Source organism: Pseudarthrobacter sp. PH31-O2, from assembly GCF_030063265.1.
Taxonomy (GTDB): domain Bacteria; phylum Actinomycetota; class Actinomycetes; order Actinomycetales; family Micrococcaceae; genus Arthrobacter.
Map to the genome: position 1 here is coordinate 49,466 of NZ_JASIST010000008.1, position 25,390 is coordinate 74,855.

The following is a 25,390-nucleotide window of genomic DNA, read 5'->3' on the forward strand; positions in this document are numbered from 1 at the left end:
TGCTACTTCCCCCCGTTGTGGTCAGCGAACCAGCCGGTGACCTGCGGATCGGTGTTGTGATAGACATGTTTGGACTCTTGGTACTCCGCCAGGCCGGTGGGGCCAAGCTCGCGGCCCACGCCGGACTGGCCGAAGCCGCCCCACTCCGCCTGCGGCAGGTAGGGGTGGAAGTCGTTGATCCAGATGGTGCCATGCCTCAGCTTGCGTGCCACCCGCTGGCTTTTTCCGGCATCCTGGGACCAGACCGCGCCGGCGAGTCCGTAGTCGGTGTCGTTGCCAAGCCTGATGGCCTCGGCTTCGCTGCTGAACGTCTCCACGGTGACGACCGGGCCAAAAGCCTCATCGCGCAGCACCGACATCCCGCTGGTAACCTGGTCCAAAATGGTGGGCAGGTAGTAGAAACCCTTGGCAAGGTCGCCCTCGCCCCACTTTCCGCCGCACCGCAGCCGTGCGCCTTCGGCGATGCCCTTGTCCACGTAGGCGGTGACTTTGTCCCGGTGGGCAGCGGAGATCAGCGCCCCGGTTTCAGCCTCGGGGTCGAAGGGTCCGCCGAGGCGGATCTGGCCGGCACGGCGAACGAGTTCATCCACAAAGCGCTCCGCGATCGATTCTTCAACGATCAGGCGGGCACCGGCAGAGCAGACCTGGCCGGAATGCACAAAAGCGGCGTTCAGGGCGTTGTCCAGCGCTGCGTCGAAATCGGCGTCGGCAAAAATAATGTTCGGGTTCTTGCCGCCGAGTTCGAGCGCTACCTTTTTTACCGTCGCGGCCGCCGAAGCAGCAATGGTCTTGCCTGTTTCCAAACCGCCGGTAAAGGAGACCATGTCCACATCCGGGCTTCCGGTCAGGACCGGTCCGACGACGCCGCCCGCTCCAAGGACCAGGTTCGCGACACCGTTTGGGAGTCCCAGTTCGTCCAGGACGTCCACCATCAGAATGGCGGTGTGCGGCGTTAGTTCGCTCGGCTTGAGGATGAAGCTGCAACCGGCGGCCAGCGCTGGCGCAATCTTCCACGCTGCCTGCAGGAGCGGGTAGTTCCACGGAGCGATCAAGGCGCACACACCCACCGGCTCGTACTCGATCCGGCTGATCACCGAGCTGGTGCCGGCGTCGACTACCCGGCCGGAGTCCTGCCCGGAGAGCTTGCCGAAGTATTCGAAGCAGTTGGCGATGTCGTCGATGTCGATTTCACTTTCCACCAGGCGTTTGCCGGTGTCCAGTGTTTCGGCGCGGGCAAATTCTGCCTTCCGCTCACGCAGCCGGGCGGCGACACGGAGCAGGAACGACCCGCGCTCCAGCGCCGAGGTACCAGCCCATTCGCCGCCGTCGAACGACTTCCGCGCGGACGCGATCGCCCGGACCGCGTCCGCAGCAGCAGCTTCGGACACAACGCCGACGACTTCGCCGTCCGCCGGGCACCGGATCTCCCGGGTGTCACCGTCGGCTGCTGCCGTCCACGTACCGTCGATGAATAGCGTTTCCGCGCTCATTTGTTTTCCTCCTGGGGTTCGAAATCGGCTTCCCAATTATCTTTTGCTGCGTGTTCCTCGATCAGGACCGTATTGCCGGGCTCGGCACGGTTTGAATGGAGGAACTGCAGATGTTGCTCGTAGTGGTCCAGCACATCGGTGATGACCTGCTCCTTGGTGTAACCCATCAGGTCGTACCCGTGGCTGCCTTCCAGGGCAAAGACTTCCATCCGGTAGTAGTGGTCGCCGGAGCCGGTGCTGCGGGTGGCGTAGGACGGCGTCTCGTACTGCACCGGGTAGACCTGGTACTTGAAGGCCCGCTCGTCGCCCATAGCAACCGCCAGGTCCACACTGTTGATCCTGATCGTGTCGACCTCCGTCACGGAGACCTCGGCCCCGGCACCCTGGGAGACAAGCTCGGCACTGACTTCGCGCAGGGCCGGGAGGGCCACTGTCTCCACGAAGCGGTTGGCCTGCCGTCGTCCCGGGTAGCTCATGGCCCGGGTCAGCCGCTGGCGCCAGTTCAGACCGTCGCGGTGTTCGACGCCGGCCCGGCCGGCAATCATGCCGGGCAGGCTGGCCCGGAAACTGTCCGTCAGGGATGCTTCCACACGCAGGGCCTTGAACAGCCCCAGCATAATGAACACCAGCAGCAGCGACAGTGGCAGTCCCATAATGATGGTGGCGTTCTGCAACGTGGTCACACCTCCGACCATCAGCATGGCCAGGGTCAGCAGGCCGGTGACAACTGCCCAGAAGACGCGCATCCACTTGGGACCGTCGGAGTCGGCGTCCTTGAGGTGTGAGGTGAAGTTGGACATCACCAGTGCGCCGGAGTCCGCGGAAGTCACATAGAAGAGCAGCCCGGTGAAGGTGGCCACCGCCGCGCTGATAGGCACTGCCGGGAATTCGGCGAGCAGGCTGTAGAAGCCCCGTTCCGGGTTGTTCATCGCGATCTCGCCGAACGCGGCATTACCGCCCATGATGAGGTCCAGGCTGGAGTTTCCGAAGATGGAGATCCACAGCAGAATAAACAGGAACGGCACGGTCATGGTGCCCACCACGAACTGGCGGATCGTGCGCCCGCGCGAGATCCGGGCGAGGAAGAGTCCCACAAACGGCGCCCAGGCGATCCACCAGGCCCAGAAGAACAAGGTCCAGGCGTTCAGCCAGTCCGTGGGGCGGTCGTAGGCGAAGGTATCCAGGGTCATGCCCGGGAAACGGCTGATCACGTCGCCGATGTTCTGCACGATGCCGTCCATCAGGAAACTCGTTTTGCCGGTGACCAGCACAAAGAGCATCAGGCCGACGGCGAGGATCACGTTCAGCTCTGACATCCGTCGGATGCCCTTCTCCACACCGGAAACCACGGATACCGTCGCCATCACCACGGACAGGGCTATCAGGCCGATCTGGACGCCGAGGTTTTCCGGGACACCGAACATAAAGGTGAGGCCGTAGTTGAGCTGGACCACGCCGATCCCCAGCGAGGTCGCGATGCCGAAGATCGTACCCAACAGCGCTGCGATGTCCACTGCATGGCCGATGGGACCCTCGATCTTCTTTCCGAAGATCGGGTACAGGGCTGACCGGATGCTCAGCGGGAGGTTGTGCCGGTAGGCAAAGTAGCCCAGCGCCAAACCCATTAGTGCGTAGAGGGCCCAGCCGGTGATGCCGTAGTGGAACAAGGTCCAGACCAGGGCCTGTCGGGCGGCATCAGCGGTACTGCCTTCACCCGTTGGCGGTGCAAGGTACTGGCTGACCGGCTCGGAGACCGAGAAAAACATCAGGTCGATACCGATCCCGGCGGCAAAGAGCATCGCGGCCCAGGTAAACATTCCGAACTGGGGCTTGGAATGATCAGGCCCCAACTTGGTTTTGCCCACCTTGGACATTGCGATGATCACAACAAACACCACAGCGGCGGTGACGATCAGGAAGTAGTACCACCCCATATTGGTCGATACCCACCCGACCAACGAGCCGATCACGGCTTCGGCGTTGTCCTTGGCAAGGATGGCCCAGAGTGCAATGGCAAGAACGCCAATGGCGGAACCAAAAAATACTGTTTTGTTGACCCGGGTCCGGCGTTCCGGAGGGGTGGCGCTGGCGGCGCCGGGCGGAGGATTTTCAGGAGTCCCGGACAAGTCCGTACTCGGCGGTGCTGGCTGGCTCATTGGGGGCCCATTTCAGTTTTCACGCTGCGGTGCGGACGCAGATTCCGCAGCTGTTACTGGTACCGGCGGGGCCTTGCTGGCGTGCGAGACCCGGACGGCGTGCGTCCGGCTGGGTGTCTTTTCGAGTTGTGCGCGGCTTTCGACGCTATCAAGTCACCAACACTCTCCCCCAAACAAGTGAGCCCGGTCACTGTCTCATAGCACAGTATCCCATCGGCGAATTCTGAGCTCCCCGCGGGCAAGGCGGCCGGGCAGCGGCTCCGGGCGGGGCGGCGGACGAGACCGGTGAACGTGAGCCAGGGGGCGCCACCGTCGCGCTGTGCGTCCGCTGTCGCGGTGGCGGCCAATCGCGCAGATGACGGCGGCGGGGCTGCTGCGGACGCGGCCGGCTCCCCCAAGGAACCGGCCGCGGCGCCGCACTTCACTCCATCAACGATTCTGTCACGAATATGACAAATCTGTCACGCTTCGTGCTTCGCCGTCCGCCGTCGGTATCCTGTGAACCATGGATGAGAACGCGCAAGGCCCGCACGACACCCACCGCCGGCTGTTCCTGGACAAGGCCGATCCGGCCGCCTGGCGCGCGCTCAACGGACTCGGGCTCAAGGCCAAGGAGTCGGCCGAGGCGGCTGGACTGGAGCGCGGACTCATTGAGTTGCTCAACGTCCGCGTCTCTCAGATCAATGGCTGCGCTTATTGCCTCGACCTGCACGTCCGGGATGCCTTGGCCAATGGCGAATCCTCGCAACGCATCGCCGTCCTTCCGGCGTGGCGCGATACCGGGATCTTCAACGACAAAGAACGCGCCGCCCTGGCCCTCGCCGAAACCATTACGAACATTTCCGACGCCGGGACCCGTGAGCAGGCCGGCGCAGCGGCCCGGAAACACCTGTCCGACGATGAATTCGCCGCCGTCAGCTGGCTCGCGATCACGATGAATGCCTTCAACCGCGTCTCCATCGTCAGCGGCCACCCGGTGAGGCCCGCATCCAACTAGCGTGCCGCGGCTAAGCCGCCGCGTCCGGCGCGGCCGCGGTTAGACCGGGTAAATCGCGACGGCGGCCGCCTTGACCACAAAGTAGGCCACGGCCCCCGGGACCAGGCCCAGGTCCGCCGAGGCCGCCGGGGTGATGTCCGCGGCGAGCCCGCCGGCACGGACCCGGATCTGGTCCCCGTGCGGTTCGAGTTCCGTGACCACCACCGGAAACGCGTTTCGCGGGCTGCCGTGCGGTAGCTCCGGAAAGACCGAAACTGCCGACGGGGCGAATGCAGCCACCCCGGCGCTGCCGGCGCCGCGGCCACCGACACGGCCGGCGTCGTCAGTCCCGCCGTCTTCGGCGTCATCATGTTGGCCTGCGATTTCCAGTCCCTCGGGCGTCCGCAGGCCCGCCGCCGTGATCGTGCCGGCGAGCAGGTTCAGCCCGCTGAGGCCGGCCGCGAAGCTGCTGCGCGGACGCTGGAGCACCGCGCGGGTGGGCCCGTCCTCGCTGACCCTGCCGTCCTCCAGGACGATCACGCGGTCCGCGAGGATCAGGGCGTCCAGGACGTCGTGGGTGACGATGATGGCCCGGCGCCCGGCCAGCACACGCTTGAGGAGCCGCCGCAGCAGTGGCGCGGCGTGAATATCCAGGGCCGCCATCGGTTCGTCCATCAACAGCAGCTCCGGCCCGGCCGCCAGCGCCCTGGCTACGGCGACCCGTTGGGCCTGCCCGCCAGAGAGCTGCCCGGGGCGACGGTCGGCGAGCTCGGCAGCCCCCACCTCCTGCAGCCAGTGCCGCGCCGTTCTTCTGGCCTGCCGCGGCGAAGCGCCTGCACTGCGGGGGCCGAAGGCGACGTTGTCCAGGGCACTCAAGTGCGGAAACAGCAGGGCGTCCTGCGCCAGCAGGGCGGTCCCCCGGCGGTGCGGTGCCGTCCAGACGGAGGTCTTGGCGTCGAGGTCAAAAAGTTGCTGCCCGCCGAGGGAGGCGCTGCCAGTATCCGGGCGGAGCAGGCCGGCGATCACGGCCAGCAGCGTGGATTTACCGGCGCCGTTGGGACCGAGGATCGCCACAGTTTCCCCTGCCCCAACGCTGAGCGAGACCTTGAAATCCCGGGCAGCCACCGTTGCCTCAAGCCGGAAGGTCACCGTGGAGTCCCCGCCGGAGTCTGGGCGGCGCGGGGACGCCGGTAGGAGAGCCCGACGACGATCACGGCCACCGCAACGAGGACCATGGACAGGGCCACGGCGGCGTCGGCGTCGGTTTCCCGCTGCAGGTAGATTTCCAGCGGCAGGGTGCGGGTGACGCCCTGCAGGCTGCCGGCGAACGTCAGGGTGGCACCGAACTCGCCCAGACTTCGGGCGAAGGACAGCACCGCTCCGGAGGCAAGTCCGGGCAGCACCAGCGGCATGGTGACGCGGCGCAGCACGGTACCGGGGCTGGCGCCCAGGGTGGCAGCGACCGCCTCGTACCTGGTTCCGGCGCTGCGCAGTGCACCTTCCAGGCTGACTACCAGGAAGGGCAGCGCCACAAACGTCTGGGCCAGAATCACGGCCGCAGTGGAAAAGGCGATCTGGATCCCGGCGAGCTCCAGGATCCTTCCCAAAAGACCCTGGCGGCCGAAGGTGTAGAGCAGCGCAATCCCGCCTACCACCGGCGGGAGCACCAACGGCAGCAGCACAAAGGCGCGGAGCAGGCGCTGGCCGGGAAAATCGCCACGCGCCAGGACCAGCGCCAGCGGGACACCGAAGACAATGCACAGGACAGTGCTCGCGGCCGCGGTCCGCAGGCTCAACCCCAGCGCCGTCAGCGATGCCTCGGAGGTAACCAAGGGGATGAACTGAGCCCAGTTAACCCGGGCAGCCATGGCCGCGAGGGGCAAGAGCACCAACAGGGCACCCGCCGCCGCGGCGGCGAAAATCCATGCGGGCATCCCGCTGAAGCCGGACGGCTGCCGCACTGCGCGTGCGCGGCCTGCAGGCCGGGCACCGGCAGGGCCGGCACCGGCAGGGCTGGTGGGGCGGGTCATCACGGCTGCGGGGCCCCGAAGCCGGCGTCGGCGAGGACCTTTTGGCCCTCGACGCCGGTCACAAGGGCAATGAATTCGGCCGCCAGTTCCTGGTTCCGACTCGCAGCAACGGTAGCTACCGGATAGGTATTGACCGCTTCCCGGGCGGCGGCAAAATCGATGCCCTGCACCTTACCCGCCACCGCCCTGACGTCGGTAACGTACACCAGCCCGGCGTCAGCCTGGCCCGAGCTGACCTTGCCCAGCACATCGGTGACGGACGATTCCTCGCTGACCGGCCGCAGCGCCACGCCGGCAACCCTTTCAACCGTCTTCGCGGCGGCGCCGCACGGAACCTGGGCGGCGCAGGTGACCAGCTTCACGCCGGGCCGGGCGAGATCCTCCAAGGATTCGACGGCCGCCGGATTCGACGGCGGCACCGCGATGGTGAGGATGTTGCTGGCGAAGTTCCGGGAAGCCCCGGCCAGAAGCGATGCGTCGGCAAGTTTGGCCATGTTAGGGGTGTCCGCGGAGGCAAAAACATCCGCTGGCGCACCCTGGCTGATCTGGGTGGCGAGGTCGGACGAACCGGCGAAGCTGAGCCTGACGGCGGTGCCGGGATGGCTGGCCTCGAAGTCGGCAGCAAGTTCGGTAAATGTTGGCTTCAGGGATGCCGCGGCGAAGACGGTCAGGGTCCTGTTCGCGTCCCCGCCGGACCCTGACCCGGCAGCGGCGCAGCCCGAAAGGCCGGCCACCAGCACCCCGGCCGTGATCACCGCAACGGCATACCGCAGGACAACAGTCCGCCGTGCCGCCAGGCCCGGAGTCGGGCCCCGCCTCATACGGCGCCCTTACCGCGCGGCGTCTCCAGGATCACCGTGGTGGCCTTGACAACGGCAGTGGCGACAGAGCCAAGTTCCAGCCCCAGTTCGTGCACAGCTTCGCTGCTCATCAGCGAAACCACGCGGAACGGCCCGCACTGCAGTTCCACCTGGGCCATAACGGTGTCGGCGGTGATAGCTGTGACGAGGCCAACGAAGCGGTTGCGGGCCGAACTGCCCGCTCTGGCCGGGTCATCGGGAAGCTGGGCCTGCTCCCGGGCGAGCCGCGCGAGTTCCAGCCCGTCCACGGCGTGGCGCCCGGCGTCGTCCTTGTGCGGGGTCAGGCTTCCGTTTTCGGTCCAGCGCCGGATGGTGTCATCGCTGACACCCAGCAGCCGGGCCGCTTCGGAAACGCGAATATTAGGCATAGGGCTACTCTATCCCGCGTTTGCGGATCTGAAGTTGGTATTTGGGCGCAAAATCGAAAACCCAGAATGACATCCGGCAGGTTCTCCGAAGCCGGGCCCCATAGCTTGGGCGCTGTTGTTGGGCCTAAAATCTTTGCGAGGGGTGGAGCCTCGGTCGTCCAAGGAGCAGCGCCATGAAATGGGTCAGGCCGGAGAACCCGGACTACGACGAAACACGCAAACTTTTCAACGCGATGATCGATCGGCGCCCGGCCGTCATCGCCCAATGTGCGGACCCGGGCGAGGTGGCCGAGGCTCTGCAGTACGCCAAGGACAACAGCCTGGCCGTTGCCGTCCGCGCTGGCGGGCATTCCGTTGCCGGTATGTCAACCAATGACGACGGCTTGGTAGTCGACGTCCGGCCGATGAGGTCAATCTCGGTGGACCCGGACAACAAGACGGTGACGGTGGGAGCCGGCGTGACGTGGGGAGAGTTCGACCGGGCCACGCAGGAACACAGCCTCGCCTGCACCGGCGGGCGGGCTTCCACCACCGGCGTCGCGGGATTCACGCTGGGCGGCGGTTCGGGGTGGCTCGAGCGCTCCTACGGCTTCGCCTGCGACAACCTGCTTTCCGTCAATCTCGTGGCAGCCGCCGGAGAGCGGGTGACCGCCCCAGGAGAACCCCGAGCTGTTCTGGGCCCTCCACGGTGGCGGAGGCAACTTCGGCATCGCCACCGAGTTCACTTTCCGCCTGCACCACCTTGGTCCTGGGGTTCAGGCGGGCCTGATGCTCTGGCCTGGCGATGCCTCGACCGAGATCAGCCGCGCCTACCGGGAACTTTGCCTTGCCGCCCCCGACGCCGTGGGCACTGCCCTGGTGTTCCTGACGGCACCGCCGGAACCGTTCGTTCCAGCCGGGATGGTGGGGAAACAAGGAGTAGGGATCGCCTATCTTTATGCGGGAGACCCCGCTGACGGTGCTGAACACGCTCCGCCGTTCCGGGAGTTGGGCCCGGCAGTGGATCTGGTCAGCGAAATGAATTATGCCGATTTCCAGTGCATGATCGACGATCCGCCAAACCTGTACAACTACTGGAGTGCCGATTACCACAACGAGTTGCCGGACACCGCCCTGGACGTGCTCGTGGAGTCTGCACAGAACCTGCCAGGCCCCCACTCCCAACTTCTGGTTGCCAGCTGGGGCGGGGCGGTGGCGGGGCCGGCGGCTGCCCAGACTCCGCTGCAGAACCGCAACGCCAGGTGGGTCTCGCACCCGTTCGGACTGGAGGAAACACCGGAAGGAGGCCAGGTGGCCAAGGCCTGGGTGAAGAAGTTCCGCCAGGACATCTCCCCCTATGCCACGGGCGGCGTCTGGCTGAACTTCGTCGGCGACGAAGGCCAGGACCGGGTCCGGGCAGCCTTCGGCGAGGAGAACTACAACCGGCTGGCCCAGGTGAAGCTGGAGTTCGATCCGGAGAACACGTTCCGCGGCAACCAGAACATCCGGCCCGCCGCTACCTGATTGCCCGGCCGGTCCCCGGGCTTGCACCCTCCGGCTGTGAGACGGTTGGTAAGTAACATGACCATCCGAGAGCGGGAGAGAAAAACAGCATGGGCAGTCCGGAACAGACAACCCCCTGGAGCGACAGCCTGGGCCGCGCCAGCATCAGGACCGCACAGGTCCTCCTGCTGCTGGTCCTGTCAGTGGTGGTGGTCTACGCCCTGATCCAGGTGCGCCTCGTGGTGATTCCCGCGCTGCTGGCCCTGATCCTCGCCGCCGCGATCGCACCCTTCGTCCACTGGCTGCGCCGCCGGGGCTGGCCAAGCACCGCCGCCACCACAGTCTCGTTCCTGGCACTCCTGCTCGCGTTCGGCGTTGTCATCACGGGCATCGTGGTCGCCGTCGTCAGCCAGGCCGACCAACTGGCCAGCAAGGCCACGGAGGGCTTCGACCGGGTTCACGCTTTTATTCGTACGGGTCCGATCCCGGTTGATGACCAGCAGATCCAGCAGGCGCGGGACGCCGTCGTCGATTTCGCCACCAGCAGCACCGTGGGCGCGGGCGCCATATCCGGGCTCAGTGCGGCCGGCAACGTCATCACCGGAGCCCTCCTGATGGCTGTCATCCTGTTCTTTTTCCTCAAAGACGGCCAGAGCATCTGGGCCTTTGTGCTGCGGGCGTTCAAGGGCCCGAACCTGGTGAAGGCACGCCGTGCCGGCGAGCGCAGCCTGAACGTGCTCGGCGGCTACGTGCGCGGAACTTCCATAGTGGCCCTGGTCGACGCCTTCTTTATTGGCCTGGCTCTGGTAATCATGGGTGTTCCGCTCGCACTGCCGCTGGCCGCACTGACCTTCATTGGCGCCTTCATCCCGCTGATCGGCGCTACCCTTGCCGGCACGCTCGCGGCCCTTGTCGCGCTGGTTGCCAACGGCCCGGTCGCGGCCCTGATCGTTATCATCGTTGTGATCGCAGTCAACCAGCTGGAGGGCAACTTCCTGCAGCCCGTGGTGATGGGCCAGGCCCTCAGCGTCCATGCCCTGGTGATTCTGCTGGCCCTAACGGCCGGCACCATCCTCGCCGGCATCATCGGCGCGATCCTTGCCGTCCCCTTGGTGGCTGTGGCCTGGGCCGCGATCAAGGCCTGGAATTCCGGAGACGACATTACCCCCGAGGCCATTGCAGCGGCCGAACACGAAACCCGGCTGAACGAAAGGGGCGACGGCGTGCGGTCCAAGCCTAGGCGTGCGCGGGGCCGGCAGAACGACGGGTCGGACGCTGCCGCCGCCGATGTCCCACAGGACTGACCGGCGGCCGGATTAGACTTCCGTCATGGCCATCTACCTCGATCCGCCGCTCTGGCCTGCACACGGAACGCACTTCTCGCATCTGGTCTCGGACGCCTCGCTGGCGGAACTGCACGACTTTGCTGCGGCCGCGGGCATTCCGGAGAGGGCGTTCGACGGCGACCACTACGACGTCGCCGAGGCCCGCTACAGCTCCCTAGTGGCGGCCGGAGCCATCCCGGTGGAGGGGCGGATCCTGGTCCGGAAGCTGATCGCCAGCGGGCTGCGGATCCCGGCCCGGCGGCGCAGCGGCTCACTCAAGCTGCCCCTGCTGACCCGGTGGAACGGGACCCTCCCCGGCCACGACGCCCTGTTCCTGGACCTGCTGGATCGCTGGGGCGAGGAGCACCGGAAGTATCACGGCCGCACGCACCTCCTGGCGGTCCTTGAGGCGTTGGACCTCCTCACCGGGCCTGCGAAGCCGCCCCGGACCGTGTTGCTCGCCGCCTGGTTCCACGACGCGGTTTACCGGGGGGTCGCCGGCCAGGACGAGGAGGAGTCGGCCCGGCTCGCCGAGGACCGTCTGGCCCATGCCGGCCTTCGTCCGGCTGAGGTGGAGGAAGTTGGCCGGCTGGTAAGGATGACTGCGGACCACCGGCCGGAGCCCGGCGATGACGATGCAGCACTGCTCAGCGACGCCGACCTCTCGGTGCTGGGCGGAACCCCGGCAGCCTATGCCCGGTATCTGGCCGCCGTCCGGGAGGACTTTGCGCACATCGGCAACGACGACTTCGCCGCCGGACGCGCCGGCGTCGTCCGCCACCTCCTGCAGCTGGACCCGCTGTTCCACACCCTGCGCGGCAGGGAACTGTGGCTGGAGCCTGCACGGCGAAACCTCAAGGGCGAGACACAGCCCTAGCAAAAACCCGCTGGCCAGGCCCCAGCCGCGGCGTCCGGATCCGTTCAGGTACCGCGGCGGAGGTGTCCGGCGAGTCGGTCGAAGGACTGACGCCAGCCGACGCCCTGAGCGTCTCTGTTGTCGATACTGTCGAAAGGTCCCTGGAAGAACGTCATCCTGGTGCCGCCGTCGATCTCTTCCAGCTGGAACGTCACCTCGGTCTCGAAGCCTCGGGTTCCGTCCGCCCGGTCCCAGGCATGGGTGAAGACGAAGAGATGGGGCGGTTCGATGTCTGTGTGGACGCCGCTCCACCAGTGTTGCTCGCCGGTGCTGTCCTGGATCATGCAGGCCCGGTAGAGGCCGCCGATTTCCAGATCCGCATCGATGCTGTCCCGTGGAGTGTGGAATCCCCGCGGCCCCCACCATTCCGCAGCTTGGTCCGGGTCCGTCAAGGCGGACCACACCCGGGCAATGGGCGTCTGGAATTCGCGGGTGACCACCAGCATCAGGTCCTCTGCTGCAGCCGGGGCGGTTCCCTGCCCGGACCTGGCCGGACCTGCGCTGACGTGCTCGGACATCTCGGGACTCCTGCTCTGAAAGGGACTAGCGGTAGGCCTTGCTGTAGCCCGTCGCAAAGGGCCGGTCACTTGGGACGACCTGTTTGCCAAGCGGCATCAGCGAGACCGGAATCAGCTTGAGGTTGGCGATGGCAAGCGGGATGCCCACGATGGTGGCGGCCATTGCAATGGCGGTGACCACGTGGCCAATGGCAATCCAGATACCGGCGACGAGGAGCCAGATGACATTCCCCAGAAGCGAAAACACGCCCGTTCCACCGGGGCGGTCCACCACGGTTCGTCCGAAGGGCCACAGCGCATAGTTCGCGATCCGGAACGACGCCAGCCCCCACGGGATGGTCACTATCAGCAGGCAGCAGACGATACCGGCCGCGAAGTAGCCAAGCGAAAGCCAGAGGCCGCCGAAGAGCAGCCAGATGATGTTCAGCAGTGTCTTCATGGCTCCATTCTCCCCCGCCGGAGCCCATTCCGGCCTAGGGGTTCACCCTGAGAAATTCCTGAAATCCCCCGGGCCGCCCCGGCACGGCGCCCGGCGCTTTGCGAACGCACGGAAGGGCATAATACTGGGACCATGCCTGCACTCCTGAAGCTTGCCCTGATCGCGCCCGGGAGACGCAGATGACAACCATCGGAGACCTTCTTGGTCCCATTCTCGAAGTCATGACGTGGGTGGGTTTCGTCCTGGGCCTGCCGCTTCTGGTGTGGGGCTGGATTCGTCGCCGGCGCCGGTGCCAGTGGACCGGGACCACCGGGACAGTTATCAGCGCGGGCGGATTCACCGGCTACAGCTGGACGGACCACTACGACGCCGGCCACCGGTCCCTGCTGCCGGCGGCCGAGTCGGGCGGCCTGGTGGTGGGCACCGACGTCGAGCTGTTCTACGACGTGTGCCACCCCTCGCGCTGGGGGCTGACCCCGCCAAAGCACGACAATGCGGCCTGGACCCTCGGCTGGATCCTCACCGGGGTGGGGATCCTGTCCACGGTCGGCGGCTTTGTGCTGCTGCTCTTCTGAATCCTGCGGAACCGGCCGGCTAGGCCTGCTTGACCATTGCGGCTTCGACATTGATCTTGACCTTGTCACTGACCAGCAGGCCGCCGGTTTCGAGCGCGGCGTTCCAGGTTAGGCCGAATTCCTTGCGGCTGATGTCCGCTTCCGCGCTGAACCCGGCACGGGTGGCGCCGAATGGGTCCACGGCAACTCCGGTGAACTCGACTTCCAAATCCACCGGCCGGGTAACGTCCCGGATGGTGAGGTCACCGGTCAGCACGTAATCCTCGCCGTCGCCCCTGATGCCCTGGGCGCGGAACGTCATCTCCGGATACTTTTCGACGTCGAAGAAATCGGCTCCGCGGACGTGCGCGTCGCGGTTTGCGTCACCGGAATCAAAGCTGGCGGTCTTGATGCTGGCATGCAGGCTGGAGTCCGGCAGGGACTCACCGACACGGGCCTCCGCCGTCGCCTCATTGAAGCGGCCCCGGACCTTGCTGATGCCGGCGTGGCGGACACTGAAGCCGACTTCGCTGTGGGACATGTCCAGTGTCCAGACGCCTTGGCTCAATCCTTCGGGCAGTGTCACAACGGTCTCCTTCGCGGCTGGCGGGCCGGGCCCGCCGGATCATCGGGGTACTCCCCCAAGGAGCCATGCTAGCCACGCCAACGCGGCGCGGCTAGCCTCTCGGAACCCGGCCGGCTACGACGCCGGCTGCGGCGCCCAGCCGATCGCCGGTGCGATGTGCCGGACGACGGTGCCCAGCAGCTTGGCGTTGAAGTCCACGCCAAGCTGGTTGGGGACGGTGAGCAACAGGGTGTCCGCGGCCTGGACGGCGGCATCGGCGGCGAGTTCCCCGGCAATGGCGTCGGGCGCGCCAACGAAGCTCCTGCCAAACCGGGCCACGAGCCCGTCGATCACCCCGACCTGGTCGCGTTTCTCCCGTAGGGCGCTGAGGCCGAAGTGCCGCCGGTCCTCATCGTCGACGATCGGCAGGACGCTGCGGCTGACCGATACACGCGGTTCGTGTGGATGGCCGGCGTCGGCCCAAGCCTGGCGGAACATGCTGATCTGCTCGGCCTGGAGCTGGTCGAAGGGCACGCCGGTGTCCTCCGTGAGCAGTGTGGAACTCATCAGGTTCATGCCCTGCTCCGCAGTCCAGACGGCGGTGGCGCGCGAGCCGGCGCCCCACCAGATCCGCCCGCCGAGGCCGGCGGAATGAGGCTGGACGGGCAGCAGCCCGGATCCGCCGCCGGCGTAGCGCGGCTCGGCCTCCGCCATCCCGGCGCCCGAGATGGCGCGGCGGAACACCGCCGTGTGCCGCCGCGCCATGTCCGCATCGGTTTCGCCGTCAGCCGGCACATGGCCGAACGCCGCGGCGCCGTCACGGGCGGGTTCGGGTGAACCGCGGCTGATTCCCAACTGCAGCCGTCCACCGCTGATCAGGTCCGTGGCGGCGGCCTCCTCGGCCATGTACAGCGGGTTCTCGTAGCGCATGTCAATCACGCCGGTGCCCATTTCGATCCGGCTGGTCCGGGCGGCGACAGCGGCCAGCAGCGGGAACGGGGACGCCTGCTGCCGGGCGAAGTGGTGCACCCGGAAGTACGCACCGTCCACGCCCAGTTCCTCGGCGGCAACGGCCAGTTCGATGCCCTGCAGCAGGGCGTCCCGGGCGGTCCGGGTGCGGGAGCCCTCGCCGGGGCCCCAGTGTCCGAAGGACAAAAATCCGATGCGCTTCATGTCAGGGGCAACACGGTGCGGACCGGCGGCATTCCTGCGGCAGCGGTCAGGGCTTCGCCGCCGTCACGAAGTCCCGGATTTTGGCCAGGTCCTTCGCCCCGCGGGAAGATTCGACGCCGGAGGAGACGTCCACCCCCCAGGCATCTGCCTGCGAGGCCGCGCCGGCGACGTTGGCGGGATCCAGCCCGCCGGCCAGGAGCCAGTTGCGCCCGGCCAGCCCCTTGGCGCGGACCGAGGCGTAGTCCCAAGCCTCGCCGGAGCCGGGGACGGCGGCGTCGATCAGGAGCAGGTCCTCGCCCCAGTCCGCGAACGCCTCCGCCGCGGCGGACATGGTGACGGCCCGGATCAACTTGAGTCCGGCGTCGTGCACGGTGCGCACGTCTGCCGGGGTGCGGTCGCCGTGGAGCTGGACCCAGTCCAGCCCGGCTGCCTGGGCTGCGGCGACGGCGTCCGCCACGGTTTCGTGCCGGAAGACACCGACGGCGGGGAGCCCGGCCGGGACGTGGGCCAGGAGTTCCCGCGCCTGCGCCGGGGTCACTTCCCTGGGGCTGCGGGTCAGGACAAAACCGACGGCGTCCGCGCCGGCTTGCACCGCGGTCCTCACCGACTCCGGGGTGCTGAGCCCGCATACCTTGACGAACATTCGGCTCCTTCTGCAGTGTGCCTGAGTTTTCTGCCTCTGACGTTACCAAGACCGCACGGGCGGCGGAGCCTCGCTAAGGTGAAGGGATGGAGATCATCCGTTATGCCGAGTTGAAAGCCCACCCCTGGCCCAACGGCGGCGGGGTGACCCGCGAAGTGGCGCGCCGTCCTTCGTCCGGCGTTCCGCAGGACAACGCCGCAGGTGCCGGCTGGGACTGGCGGGTCAGCATCGCCGAGGTAGCCAAGGCGGGCGAGTTCTCGGCGTTCACCGGCATGGACCGCGTTCTGACCGTAATCGAGGGGGAGCTGTTGCTCCTGACCGTCGACGGCGCCGAACTCCCGCTGGAGAAATACCGCCCCTTCCGGTTCTCCGGCGACGCCGCCGCGGCCGGGGCGCTGCCAACGGGCGACATCCGCGACCTGAACGTCATCACCCGCCGGGGAGCCTTCAAGGGCTTCACCTCCATCATCGAACTCTCCAAAAAACGGGCACACCCGGTGTTCGAGGGCCAGCTGGGCATCCTGCTCCAAGGCCAGGCGGCCGTCGCGCCCGGTGGCCCAGCCGACGCCGAGCAAGTCACCGAGCCGCAGGCGCTGGACCGCTATGACGCCGTCGTGGGTTCGGACACCGCGTCCCCCGAGATCCTGGGCCGCGGCTTCCTGGCCGTGGTCTCCATCGACGCCGTCACGGGCTAGCATCCCCGGACCCCGCCGGCAGAGCGTACGTTCGCCGCACCGTGGGGGCGTTGCTAGGCTGGAACCAAGGCCGACTTCTTTGCGGCCTCCGGACGACGGATCAGTACCCGGCACGCGACAAGACTGGCCACAGGAGCTGTTATGGCGTGGTTAATACTCGTACTGTCCGGATCCCTGGAAGCCGTCTGGGCTGCGGCCCTGCACCGGACAACGCAGGCCTCCGGCCGCCGCCGGATTGCGCCGGCCGTGGTCTTCCTCATCTCCGTCTTGGCCAGTACCGGCGGCCTCGCGGTCGCCATGCAGTCCATCCCGACCGGCACTGCTTACGCAGTCTGGGTGGGGGTCGGTGTGGTGCTGACCTCCGCCTACGCGATGATCACCAAAGTTGAGCCAGCGACCCGGGGACGGATCCTGTTGCTCGGCGGAATCGTCGCCTGCGTCGCCGGCCTGAAGCTGGTGGTGTGACAATGGCCGCGAAACGTACGCCGAAACTGCCGGCCAAGGCGCCCACATCCACCCTGTCCTGGCTCATCCTGCTGGCCTCTGCTGTGCTGGAGGCCGTTTGGGCCACAGCCCTGGGGCAGTCCGACGGCTTCACCCGTCCGCTGCCCACCCTCGTGTTCGCGTTGAGCGCGACCCTGAGCATGGTGGGGTTGGGGCTGGCGGTGAAAAGCATCCCGCTCGGTACGGCCTATGCCGTCTGGGTGGGGATCGGCGCGGCGCTGACGGTCGGCTGGGCGATGGCCACCGGCGTCGAGCCTGCGAGCCCGCTGAAACTGCTGTTTATCGCAGGGATTGTGGGCTGCGCGGCCGGACTGAAGCTGCTGCCGGCGCCACAGCAGCCGCAATCCGCTGCCGGATCTCCCCGCGTTTGAGCCAGAACGACGGCGTGTCCCGGCGACGCGCCGTCGGACCGGCCACACAGCGTTCAAAGGGTGGGGAGACTCTGGCGCCGCCGCCCGGAATACTCTTGCCTCGAGTGCGGTTCTTGGCTGGGACGGCAATTCCGGCAGCGAAAAGGAGTCCAAAGATGAATGCAGCGACAGTCCAACTCGGCGACGGACTGGTGGTCAGCCTCCTCGGGTTTGGCGGCATGGCCCTGACTCCGGTCTACGGCGACGTGGACCCCGCCGAGGCCCTGGCCACTCTGCACCATGCAGTGGATGCCGGCGTCAGCTTCATCGACACGGCGGACATCTACGGTGCAGGCAGCAACGAGGAACTGATCAGCAGGCTCCTCAAGGAACGCCGCCATGAGGTGCAACTGGCCACCAAATTCGGACTCGTGGGGAACCCGGCAGCCGGCTACTCCGATATCCGCGGCGACGCAGCTTACATTCGGCAGTCCGTGGACCACAGCCTCCAGCGCCTCGGCACCGACACCATCGACCTGTACTACATGCACCGCCGTGACCTCCGCGTTCCGATTGCGGAAACCGTGGAGGCCATGGCGGGGCTGGTGCAGGCCGGCAAAGTGCGGCATCTCGGCCTGTCCGAGGTGACGGCCGAGGAACTTCGTGAGGCCGTCAGTATCCACCCGATCGCTGCAGTCCAGAGCGAGTGGTCCATCTGGAGCCGCGATGTGGAACGCCACGTTGTTCCCGCGGCGGCCGAACTTGGTGTGGGTTTTGTGCCCTATTCCCCGCTGGGCCGGGGATTCCTCACCGGCACCGTAGACGGCTCGAAACTGGGAACCAACGACTTCCGCCGCAAGATTCCCCGGTTCGCCGCGACGGCCCTGGACGCCAATCAGGGCGTGGTGGCCGCCGTACAGTCTGTCGCGGCCGAGCTTGCCGCTGCCGGCCAGCCCGCAACTCCTGCCCAGGTGGCTCTGGCCTGGCTGCTCACGCAGGGCCGAAAGCTTGGACTGCCGGTGGTCCCCATCCCCGGCACCCGCAGGGCGGCGCGGATCGACGAAAACCTCGGCGCGCTGACGCTCGACTTCACCGCAGCCCACCTCGAGAAACTCGACGCCGCCGCGGACGCCGTCGTCGGCTCCCGCTCGGCGGACCCCAGCTGGGTGTCCGAGGGCCGCGAATAGCCGATCCGTAGACTAACCCCATGGACACGCTTATTCACTCGTTACGGGACATCACCATCCGCCGGATTTCGGTCAGCGAGATGGACAACAACGTATATCTGCTCACCAGCAAGGAGTCCGGCGCGCAGCTCCTGATCGATGCGGCCGATGATCTGGCTGCCATCCAGGGCCTACTCACCGACGCCGCCGCGGATACCTCCGCCACGCCGAAGCTGGCGCTGATTGCCACCACCCACCAGCACTGGGACCACGTCCGAGCGCTCCCGGGCCTGGTAGCGGCCACCGGTGCCAAGACGGCCGCCGGGACGGATGACGCCGCCGCACTCCCCGTTCCGGTTGATGTGCCGCTCGATCACGGGAACATCGGGAACTTCGACGGCTTTGATGTGACAGCGGTGCACCTGCGCGGGCACACCCCCGGTTCGATCGCGCTGGTCTACCAGGATCCGGACGGTCCGGCGCACATCTTCTCCGGAGATTCGCTGTTCCCCGGCGGGGTAGGCAACACTCAGAAGGATCCCGTCCGGTTCGCCCAGCTGATCGACGACGTCAGCGCACGCCTGTTCGATGTGTATCCGGATGAGACCGTCGTGCACCCCGGCCACGGGAAACCCACCACCCTGGGTGCGGAACGCCCGCACCTAAAGGACTGGCGCGCCCGCGGCTGGTAAGACTTCATCGAGTGCTCCGTAACTGCCCTTTTGAATCTTCTCAACGGCAGTTACGTGGGCCCACGACCGCCGGGTTCCCTGACCGGGCTTGCGAGGTGAGGGAGCGGCTGGGGCTTAGCGGCTGCGGCGTTCGTTCGACGCCGGAGCGGACGCCCGGCGGGGTCCGCCGCTGCGTGCCGGACGGCCTTCGCTGGACCGGCCGTTGCCGCCGCCCGCGTAGGACCCGCCCGAGGTGCCACCGGTGTTCGAAGACCAAACAGCCGAGTTCGCTCCGGTCTTGCTTCCAGCGGGCTTGGCGCCGGCGGCTGCCCGCTGGCCCGTAGCCGGACGCCCGCCGCGCTGGCCGCCAGCGGCAGCACCCGTGCGGGGTGCGCCGCTGCGGGGTGCGCCGCTGCGGGGAGCCGAAGCGCCCCGGGCGTCGCTGCGTCCTTCGGCGGCCCGTCCGTCCGAACCGCGGCCGGCCGCAGCGCGGCCACCTGCAGCGGGAACATCGTTACGGTGCGCGCCGTATGAGGTGGAGCGGGCCCGGGCGCTGCGGCGTTCTGCACGCTCGGCATCCATCCGGTCCTCGTTCCGCTCGATCACACGATCTGCGGCGTTACGCGCAGCAGCCTGGCCTTCGTAGGCCACGGCGCGGCGCTCGGCCCGGGGAAGATCGGTGCGGGGAGCTTCAGTTCCAACGCGTCCGCGGCCGCCGCGGCCACCGGCGGTGGGTGCCGCCTGGGTAGTGCGGCGGGCGCGCTTACGCTCGGCGTTGGCACCGGTGGAACTGCCGCCGCCCTGGTTGGACTTGGCAGCCAGCAGCGCGGCGCGGGTGCGCGGATCAATCTTGTCGGCCATGTCGCCCACCAGCTCGGCAACCAACGGGGAGTTGGCGGTGACGCGCTCGAAGTTGACGTCGACGCCGGCAGCCTTCATCAGCTTCTTGACGTCGGACTGCTGCTCCGGCAGGGTCAGCGTGACCACTGTGCCGTCGGAACCGGCGCGGGCGGTACGGCCCGAGCGGTGCAGGTAAGCCTTGTGCTCCGTGGGCGGATCCACGTGGATGACCAGCTCGACGTCGTCGACGTGGACGCCGCGGGCTGCGACATCGGTGGCGACCAGGACGCGGACCTCGCCGGAGGAGAACTCGGCCAGGTTGCGGTCACGGGCATTCTGCGAGAGGTTGCCGTGCAGGTCGACGGCGGGGATACCGGCGTCGGTCAGGGTCTTGGCAAGCTTGCGGGCGTGGTGCTTGGTGCGCAGGAAGAGCACCCGGCGGCCGGAACCCGAGGCAAGCTCAACAATCAGCTGCTTCTTGACGGTCTGGTCGTTGACCACCAGCACGTGGTGCTCCATGGTGGTGACCGCGGCCTGTGACTCATCCACGGCGTGGGTCAGCGGGTTGGACAGGTACCGCTGGACGATCTTGTCCACGCCGTTGTCCAGGGTGGCGGAGAACAGCATGCGCTGGCCCTGGCTGGGGGTCATGTCCATCAGCTTCTTGACCACCGGGAGGAAGCCGAGGTCGGCCATGTGGTCGGCCTCATCGAGGACGGTAATCTCGACGCCCTCGAGGGTCAGGATGCGTTGGCGGATCAGGTCCTCCAGGCGGCCCGGGCAGGCGATGACGATGTCGACGCCGGCGCGCAGCGCCTTTTCCTGGCGGGCCTGGGAGATACCGCCGTAGATCACTGTGGTGTTCAGTCCCATGGCCTTCGCCATCGGCTCGATCGTGGCATTCAGCTGGGTGGCCAGTTCGCGGGTCGGGGCCAGGACCAGGCCCATCGGGCGGCCGGGCTTGCGGAAGTGCTTCGCTTCCCGCTCAGCGAGTCGTGCTACAAGCGGGATGGCAAAGGCAATGGTTTTTCCGGAGCCGGTTCGGCCGCGGCCCAGGACGTCGCGTCCGGCCAGGGTGTCCGGCAGCGTCTTGACCTGGATGGGGAACGGTTCCACGATCCCCTGGGCGGTCAGGGTGTCGGCCAGCGCTTTGGGCGTGCCGAGGGCAGCAAATGTAGTCATAGGTTTCAAAGTCTTTCAGGCGGTATCCGTGCGGATATCGGCCCCCGGCGCCGGTTGGCTCAGGGGTTCGCCGAAGAAAAGTCAGGTGATCAACCGGCCAGCTGCTGGGTAAGCCGGCGGCCGGGACCAAATAGAACGCGTTCATCGACGCAGGATGTGCCTCTCACATGAAAAAACCCACTCCCTGAACGAAAACCGAAAGGAATCCGGCAGGGGAACCGGTTGATGAACCGGACCGATCATTCAAGACCAAAGTGGGCATCACTGCACATCAAGTTCACCTAGTCTATCATCCGGCAAGGCCAGAGCCGTTTCCTGCCCCAGCTGAGCACCCCGGGGCCAGGAACAGCGGGATGTGCGAGGGCGGCCGGGCCGGTAGCTGCGCGGCGGCCGGAATGTTCGCCGCCTCCGCCCGCAGGACCAGCAGCGCCTCCGTGTCGATCAGCTTGCGGGCTCCGGTCCGCTCGTCCAGGATCCAGAACAAGTCCATGGCCGCCACCGTCCGGATTACCTCACCCCGATGGAAGAGTTTCCCGTTGTGCCACGCCTCAATCCGGTCCCCCACCGACAGCTCCGCGCACGAATGAACCTGCCGCGTACCCCCTGCAGTCATTGCCCGTTCCCTCCCGGATCTTGTTCCTAGGTCCGGCTCCAGAGTCCCCCGCCGACGTTTCGCGAGCGTTTCCGGGCCGTGATTTTTGTGTGTCAATATTTCGGCAGCTCCGCTTTACCGGTGTCCCCGGCTGCCTTCCCCTGCCATGATGTGGGAAGGAACACACGAGCGGCGAGGACAGCAATGGCAGAGCACAATCATCCCGAGCACACCGACAACAGCGGCGCCGCCCAGATGTGGGACGAGCGGTACCGCAGCAGGGACAGGATCTGGAGCGGGCAGCCGAACCCGCAACTCATCGCCGAAGCCGCTGCCCTTCCGCCCGGAACGGCTCTGGACCTGGGCTGCGGCGAGGGCGCGGACGCCATTTGGCTCGCCAGCCGCGGCTGGGAAGTGTCCGGCGTCGACGTCTCCGCTGTCGCCTTGGAACGGGCCGGTGCCCATGCGCGGGAACGCGGCCAAAGCGGGAGCATCACCTGGCTCCGGCAGGACCTCAGCACCTGGGTGCCCACCGAGCTCTTTGATCTGGTGACGGCCCAGTTCCTGCATTCCACCGTGATGCCCTGGCAGCAGGCGCTGCAGCTGGCGGCCGCAGCAGTGCGTACCGGAGGGACGCTGCTTATTGTTGGCCACCACCCGGACGGGTTGCCGCCGTGGAGCCAACACCACGACCACTCACCGGAACGGTTCTATACCGCCGAAGACCTGGCCCGCGAGTTGGGGATTGCGGCGCCGGAATGGCAGCTCGACGTCGTCGACACCCGCCATCGCAGTGCCACCGGGCCTGACGGCGAGGCAGCCGCGCTGACCGACGCCGTACTGCGCGCCACCCGGCTGGCAGCCCGCTAGGCAGGCGGACGTACACGGCGGTTCAGGGTCTAAGCCCGCTTGTTGTTTCGCTCGTGCACGAGCGACAAGGCCAGCTTGGGACACAGCTGGACGGCGTCCCGCGCCGCTTCCAGGCTTCCCGCGCTGACAGGGACGTCGGTGCGGTTGCCGGACCGGCTCCGCCGCGGCACCGGGTAGCCCCAATCGTCGCGGGCCAGCAACGCCGGCAGCAGCTCGGTGCACAGCCCGCGGCCGTCGCATTTGGTCCAATCGATATGCAGCGAGTCGCTCATGCCGCACGTCCGCCCTGCCGCAGGCAACGGCCGGTGAGATGGGCCTTGACATCGTCGGCAAAGATGTCCAATGCGCTGCTGACCAGTTGGACGGTGCCGTCGGGATGATGGCAGGCGCCTCGGCCGTAGACGAGTTTGCCGAGCCGGTTCAGCTCCCCGGTCAGCCGCGGGTTGGGTTCACCGGAGGCAATCCGGTTCAGGACGCCGGCCATGGCGGGAAGGCCAAACATACACGGTCCGCATTGTTGGGCGGATTCCCCCGCCAAATAGCTAAGGATCCGTGCCGTGGCCGCCAGCCCGCACTGGTCCGCGGGCAGCGCATGGATCACTCCGGCCCCGGGGCGCACCGTCTGCCCGTCCGGGCCGGCGGGTGATATCCGGTAGTCCAGCGGCCTGACCCAACGGCCGTGATATCCCCCGACCAACACGGCGGAGAGGGAACGGGCGTCAATTCCGGCGTCGCGAAGAATCGCGCCGAGGGCAGCGTTTCCGGCAACCTCCTGCACTTGTGCCGGCCCCGGTCCCGAGACCGTGACGAGGCGGGTGCCGGGGTCCGCCGGTGACCCTACGCTGCGGAACCAATCGGCACCATAGCGCGCGATGAGACCGATGTGGGCCAGCGTCTCGACATTCAGAACCAGGGTGGGGCGGCCTTTGAGCCCGGATTCGGCCAACCGGCGCCGCTTGTCCAGCGGACGGGCGGCACCGGTGGCAATGGCATTGACCGCGGCGCTGGCTTCCCCGGCGATGAAAGCCTCCGGTGCCTGAACCAACCGGATCCGGCGTGCTGCCGGCCGCTCGGCAATCGCAGGTGCCGCCTCATCGAGGCTCGCTGACGCCGCATAGAGGTACATCTGCGAGCCTGCCACTGCGCGGTTGGCCACCAGCAAGCCGTCAATCACCAGGTGCGGGGCATTGGCCAGCAGCGTCCGGTCCTTGAAACTGAGGGGTTCGCCCTCGGCTCCGTTGGCAATCACCACCGGACGCGCCGGCAGGATTCCGGCCGAGCGGGATTCCGCAGTCACCGCCATCTTGCGCCAGGAGGCGAACGAAGCACCGCCCCGCCCGGTCAGCCCGGAGGCTTCCAGCACACGGATAAAGTCCGGTCCGATCGATTCAATATCCAGTGGCCCAAAGGCCTCGAGATGGTCCTGCAGTCCAGCGTGCGCCCCGGCGGCGAAGAGCCGGTAGGTCCCCACCGGCGCCTGGGGCCGGAGAGCTTCGGCAAGCGAAGTGTCGGGCGGGGTCATGGCAGGCCTCCTTGACGGGCTTTTGACGTTTCGAGGAAGACGGCGGAAAGCCGCCAGATTACGGCGCCGCCGACGGCGGCCACCGACGCTGTGGCCAGAATCAGGAACCACGCGCCGGTCCCGTCAGTGCCGTTGCCGATGGCGTGGGCCAGCGCGATGGGCCAGACTGCGTAGCTAAGCAAATGGACGGCCTTGAAGGTTCGTTGCCCGATGCGATGGCGGAGCAGCCCCGTAATGACAATGGCAAGCACGAGGTCCAGGGCAACCGTTCCCAGCCCCTGCCAAAACGGCCGATAGCCACTGAGGAACGGGACAACCACATCGACCACGTTGAGCTTGGCGAAGGAATCCAGCAGCAGCGACCCCACGTGCAGGCCAAGGAATACCGTGGCGAGGACGGCGAAGTTGCGGTGCAGGAGGGTGACGGAGAACCGCGGCAGGATCAGCAGCGGCCTGCCCGAACGGGTCAGGATGCCCAGCAATACCGTTGCTGTGAACAAAGCCAGGGAGATAAAGCCGCTCACCCGCCCAAAAGCCCACATGGCCTCATCCACGGTGGTGGCCTCCCAACGCCGTCGGCTGCTCGCTGGGCCACCCACCGGTGGTGATGATCCGTCCTTGCTGGTCAACAAAACGGCCGGCAATGCCCCGGTCCCGGAACCAGTCCACGGCACGAAAACCCCGGACGACGCCGGCGGTACTGAACGCGTTGGCCTCCAGGCACGTCGGGGCCGCGACTGTGACGGAGCGCCACACAGTTTCGGCGGGGAGGCCGAAGCGCGGATCCAGGATGTGGTGGACCTGCGCACCCGCGTGCTGCCACCGTCGTTTCTGGGTGCTGGAAGTGGCCATCGCGGATCCCGCACCGAGGCTCAACTGCTGGGCCGGATCGTCATTGACATCCTGGACGAGCACCTGCCACCCGCCGTCCGGTGCCGGACCGGCAGTGGCCAGGTCCCCGCCAAGGCAGGCCAACACACCGCAGCCCAACTCGGAGTAGACCTGATCGGCCGCCCGATCCGCGGCGATGGCCTTGGCGGTGGCGCCAAGGTCCAGGCGGATGTCGGCGGGGACTTTCAGAGTCCGCCCGTCGATGCTAATGCGGGTCCATCCTGCGCGCGCCCTGGCAACAGGATGCCCCGCAGGGCCCGAAGCCGTCCCGCGCCCGCCGCGGGGGAACAGCCTGACGCTCACGATGTCCCGGTCGTAGCCCAGGGCTTCCAAGTCCCTGCCCAAGGTGGGATCAACGTCGCCCTCGGTCCAGAGGGCGGCGTCGAGGGCGCGTTCGACGAGCAGCGCCAGCAGCGGGCTGACCTGGGCGCCCGCGGCAAGTTGCGGACCCAGCCTGGCCAGTTCCGAATCGTGCCTGAACCGGCTGCAAGCAACGTCAACATCGGCGAGGGTCCGCCGGACAATGCCAGCGGCCGCTGTGAGCGCGCCCGGTTCGGTTACGGTGACGCCGGCTTCCAGGCCCCAGACGGTCGATGATGCGCTGGCAGTCAT

28 protein-coding genes, 1 pseudogene and 1 riboswitch are annotated in these 25,390 nt (G+C 67.2%); of the genes and pseudogenes, 12 read left to right on the forward strand and 17 right to left on the reverse strand.

Annotation, left to right across the window (positions count from 1 at the left end):
• Nucleotides 1-2: 2 nt before the first annotated feature.
• Together QMG72_RS13000 and betT are read right to left on the reverse strand one after the other, a co-directional pair.
• Entirely contained in the window at nucleotides 3-1,490 is a 1,488-nt protein-coding gene (locus QMG72_RS13000) for an aldehyde dehydrogenase family protein (RefSeq protein WP_282358863.1), read from the reverse strand.
• On the reverse strand, nucleotides 1,487-3,646 hold the full coding sequence (gene betT, locus QMG72_RS13005; protein WP_226775332.1) for a choline BCCT transporter BetT: 2,160 nt from the start codon (nucleotides 3,644-3,646) through the stop codon (nucleotides 1,487-1,489). Before betT ends, QMG72_RS13000 begins: the two co-directional genes overlap by 4 nt.
• A gap of 505 nt (nucleotides 3,647-4,151) precedes the next feature.
• Between betT and QMG72_RS13010 the strand changes: the two genes are divergently transcribed.
• The gene (locus tag QMG72_RS13010; protein WP_283480729.1) at nucleotides 4,152-4,643 is read left to right on the forward strand and encodes a carboxymuconolactone decarboxylase family protein; all 492 of its coding nucleotides are present in this window, start codon (nucleotides 4,152-4,154) and stop codon (nucleotides 4,641-4,643) included.
• Nucleotides 4,644-4,682: 39 nt separating this feature from the next.
• On the opposite strand, the gene QMG72_RS13015 is transcribed toward QMG72_RS13010, so the two are convergent.
• The 4 genes from QMG72_RS13015 to QMG72_RS13030 all read right to left on the reverse strand — a co-directional run bounded on the left by QMG72_RS13015 (nucleotide 4,683) and on the right by QMG72_RS13030 (nucleotide 7,880).
• Nucleotides 4,683-5,771 (reverse strand): sulfate/molybdate ABC transporter ATP-binding protein, encoded by a 1,089-nt coding sequence (locus QMG72_RS13015; protein WP_283480730.1) that lies wholly within the window; start codon nucleotides 5,769-5,771, stop codon nucleotides 4,683-4,685.
• On the reverse strand, nucleotides 5,768-6,556 hold the full coding sequence (locus tag QMG72_RS13020; protein ID WP_283480732.1) for an ABC transporter permease: 789 nt from the start codon (nucleotides 6,554-6,556) through the stop codon (nucleotides 5,768-5,770). The genes QMG72_RS13015 and QMG72_RS13020 overlap by 4 nt, the downstream gene beginning before the upstream one ends.
• A gap of 95 nt (nucleotides 6,557-6,651) precedes the next feature.
• Complete coding sequence (modA, locus tag QMG72_RS13025; RefSeq protein ID WP_283480733.1) at nucleotides 6,652-7,473, reverse strand: molybdate ABC transporter substrate-binding protein; 822 nt, start codon at nucleotides 7,471-7,473, stop codon at nucleotides 6,652-6,654.
• Nucleotides 7,470-7,880, reverse strand: coding sequence for a TOBE domain-containing protein (locus QMG72_RS13030; RefSeq protein WP_226775327.1), 411 nt, complete (start codon nucleotides 7,878-7,880; stop codon nucleotides 7,470-7,472). Before QMG72_RS13030 ends, modA begins: the two co-directional genes overlap by 4 nt.
• 233 nt (nucleotides 7,881-8,113) lie before the next feature.
• On the opposite strand from QMG72_RS13030, the pseudogene QMG72_RS13035 reads away from it, so the two are divergent.
• From QMG72_RS13035 to QMG72_RS13050, 4 genes and pseudogenes are all read left to right on the forward strand, one after another.
• A pseudogene (locus tag QMG72_RS13035) lies at nucleotides 8,114-8,470 on the forward strand (FAD-binding oxidoreductase); the annotation flags it as partial.
• Between the two features lie 178 nt (nucleotides 8,471-8,648).
• On the forward strand, nucleotides 8,649-9,383 hold the full coding sequence (locus QMG72_RS13040) for a BBE domain-containing protein (protein WP_283480734.1): 735 nt from the start codon (nucleotides 8,649-8,651) through the stop codon (nucleotides 9,381-9,383).
• 89 nt (nucleotides 9,384-9,472) lie between these two features.
• On the forward strand, nucleotides 9,473-10,666 hold the full coding sequence (locus QMG72_RS13045; protein ID WP_283480736.1) for an AI-2E family transporter: 1,194 nt from the start codon (nucleotides 9,473-9,475) through the stop codon (nucleotides 10,664-10,666).
• 25 nt (nucleotides 10,667-10,691) lie between these two features.
• The gene (locus QMG72_RS13050; protein ID WP_283480737.1) at nucleotides 10,692-11,564 is read left to right on the forward strand and encodes a DUF4031 domain-containing protein; all 873 of its coding nucleotides are present in this window, start codon (nucleotides 10,692-10,694) and stop codon (nucleotides 11,562-11,564) included.
• Nucleotides 11,565-11,608: 44 nt separating this feature from the next.
• Here QMG72_RS13050 and QMG72_RS13055 read toward each other — a convergent pair whose 3' ends face one another.
• Complete coding sequence (locus QMG72_RS13055; RefSeq protein ID WP_226775323.1) at nucleotides 11,609-12,121, reverse strand: SRPBCC family protein; 513 nt, start codon at nucleotides 12,119-12,121, stop codon at nucleotides 11,609-11,611.
• A 25-nt stretch (nucleotides 12,122-12,146) separates the two neighbouring features.
• Nucleotides 12,147-12,560, reverse strand: coding sequence for a YccF domain-containing protein (locus tag QMG72_RS13060; protein WP_253031894.1), 414 nt, complete (start codon nucleotides 12,558-12,560; stop codon nucleotides 12,147-12,149).
• A gap of 179 nt (nucleotides 12,561-12,739) precedes the next feature.
• Between QMG72_RS13060 and QMG72_RS13065 the strand changes: the two genes are divergently transcribed.
• Entirely contained in the window at nucleotides 12,740-13,135 is a 396-nt protein-coding gene (locus tag QMG72_RS13065) for a hypothetical protein (protein WP_226775321.1), read from the forward strand.
• 19 nt (nucleotides 13,136-13,154) lie between these two features.
• Here QMG72_RS13065 and QMG72_RS13070 read toward each other — a convergent pair whose 3' ends face one another.
• The 3 genes from QMG72_RS13070 to QMG72_RS13080 form a co-directional block, all read right to left on the reverse strand.
• Entirely contained in the window at nucleotides 13,155-13,700 is a 546-nt protein-coding gene (locus QMG72_RS13070) for a YceI family protein (protein WP_226775320.1), read from the reverse strand.
• Nucleotides 13,701-13,814: 114 nt separating this feature from the next.
• Entirely contained in the window at nucleotides 13,815-14,852 is a 1,038-nt protein-coding gene (locus QMG72_RS13075; protein WP_283480738.1) for an LLM class flavin-dependent oxidoreductase, read from the reverse strand.
• Between the two features lie 46 nt (nucleotides 14,853-14,898).
• Nucleotides 14,899-15,495, reverse strand: coding sequence for a phosphoribosylanthranilate isomerase (locus tag QMG72_RS13080; protein WP_226775311.1), 597 nt, complete (start codon nucleotides 15,493-15,495; stop codon nucleotides 14,899-14,901).
• 86 nt (nucleotides 15,496-15,581) lie between these two features.
• Between QMG72_RS13080 and QMG72_RS13085 the strand changes: the two genes are divergently transcribed.
• The 5 genes from QMG72_RS13085 (at nucleotide 15,582) to QMG72_RS13105 (ending at nucleotide 18,902) form a co-directional block, all read left to right on the forward strand.
• Nucleotides 15,582-16,190, forward strand: coding sequence for a HutD/Ves family protein (locus tag QMG72_RS13085; protein ID WP_283480739.1), 609 nt, complete (start codon nucleotides 15,582-15,584; stop codon nucleotides 16,188-16,190).
• A 63-nt stretch (nucleotides 16,191-16,253) separates the two neighbouring features.
• Nucleotides 16,254-16,322: riboswitch (guanidine-III (ykkC-III) riboswitch) on the forward strand.
• Nucleotides 16,323-16,331: 9 nt separating this feature from the next.
• Entirely contained in the window at nucleotides 16,332-16,655 is a 324-nt protein-coding gene (locus tag QMG72_RS13090) for a DMT family transporter (protein ID WP_226775309.1), read from the forward strand.
• A gap of 2 nt (nucleotides 16,656-16,657) precedes the next feature.
• The gene (locus QMG72_RS13095) at nucleotides 16,658-17,065 is read left to right on the forward strand and encodes a DMT family transporter (RefSeq protein WP_226775308.1); all 408 of its coding nucleotides are present in this window, start codon (nucleotides 16,658-16,660) and stop codon (nucleotides 17,063-17,065) included.
• A 155-nt stretch (nucleotides 17,066-17,220) separates the two neighbouring features.
• Nucleotides 17,221-18,231, forward strand: a complete 1,011-nt coding sequence (locus QMG72_RS13100) for an aldo/keto reductase (protein ID WP_282358886.1) — start codon at nucleotides 17,221-17,223, stop codon at nucleotides 18,229-18,231.
• Nucleotides 18,232-18,251: 20 nt separating this feature from the next.
• Complete coding sequence (locus QMG72_RS13105; RefSeq protein WP_283480740.1) at nucleotides 18,252-18,902, forward strand: MBL fold metallo-hydrolase; 651 nt, start codon at nucleotides 18,252-18,254, stop codon at nucleotides 18,900-18,902.
• A gap of 114 nt (nucleotides 18,903-19,016) precedes the next feature.
• Here the strand turns inward: QMG72_RS13105 and QMG72_RS13110 are convergent, their stop codons facing one another.
• Together QMG72_RS13110 and QMG72_RS13115 are read right to left on the reverse strand one after the other, a co-directional pair.
• Nucleotides 19,017-20,903 carry a DEAD/DEAH box helicase gene (locus QMG72_RS13110; protein ID WP_283480741.1) on the reverse strand — a complete coding sequence of 629 codons (1,887 nt, stop codon included), beginning with the start codon at nucleotides 20,901-20,903 and terminating at the stop codon, nucleotides 19,017-19,019.
• 289 nt (nucleotides 20,904-21,192) lie between these two features.
• Nucleotides 21,193-21,516, reverse strand: coding sequence for a hypothetical protein (locus QMG72_RS13115; protein ID WP_282358891.1), 324 nt, complete (start codon nucleotides 21,514-21,516; stop codon nucleotides 21,193-21,195).
• 183 nt (nucleotides 21,517-21,699) lie between these two features.
• On the opposite strand from QMG72_RS13115, the gene QMG72_RS13120 reads away from it, so the two are divergent.
• Nucleotides 21,700-22,365, forward strand: coding sequence for an SAM-dependent methyltransferase (locus tag QMG72_RS13120; RefSeq protein ID WP_226775302.1), 666 nt, complete (start codon nucleotides 21,700-21,702; stop codon nucleotides 22,363-22,365).
• 29 nt (nucleotides 22,366-22,394) lie between these two features.
• Here QMG72_RS13120 and QMG72_RS13125 read toward each other — a convergent pair whose 3' ends face one another.
• The 4 genes from QMG72_RS13125 to QMG72_RS13140 are packed head-to-tail and all read right to left on the reverse strand — an operon-like array spanning nucleotide 22,395 to nucleotide 25,390.
• Complete coding sequence (locus QMG72_RS13125) at nucleotides 22,395-22,637, reverse strand: ferredoxin (protein ID WP_226775301.1); 243 nt, start codon at nucleotides 22,635-22,637, stop codon at nucleotides 22,395-22,397.
• Nucleotides 22,634-23,887: an NADH-ubiquinone oxidoreductase-F iron-sulfur binding region domain-containing protein gene (locus QMG72_RS13130; RefSeq protein WP_283480742.1), complete on the reverse strand. Its 1,254-nt coding sequence runs from the start codon at nucleotides 23,885-23,887 to the stop codon at nucleotides 22,634-22,636. The genes QMG72_RS13125 and QMG72_RS13130 overlap by 4 nt, the downstream gene beginning before the upstream one ends.
• Complete coding sequence (locus QMG72_RS13135) at nucleotides 23,884-24,441, reverse strand: ferric reductase-like transmembrane domain-containing protein (protein WP_283480743.1); 558 nt, start codon at nucleotides 24,439-24,441, stop codon at nucleotides 23,884-23,886. The genes QMG72_RS13130 and QMG72_RS13135 overlap by 4 nt, the downstream gene beginning before the upstream one ends.
• Nucleotides 24,434-25,390: an FAD:protein FMN transferase gene (locus QMG72_RS13140; RefSeq protein WP_283480744.1), complete on the reverse strand. Its 957-nt coding sequence runs from the start codon at nucleotides 25,388-25,390 to the stop codon at nucleotides 24,434-24,436. The genes QMG72_RS13135 and QMG72_RS13140 overlap by 8 nt, the downstream gene beginning before the upstream one ends.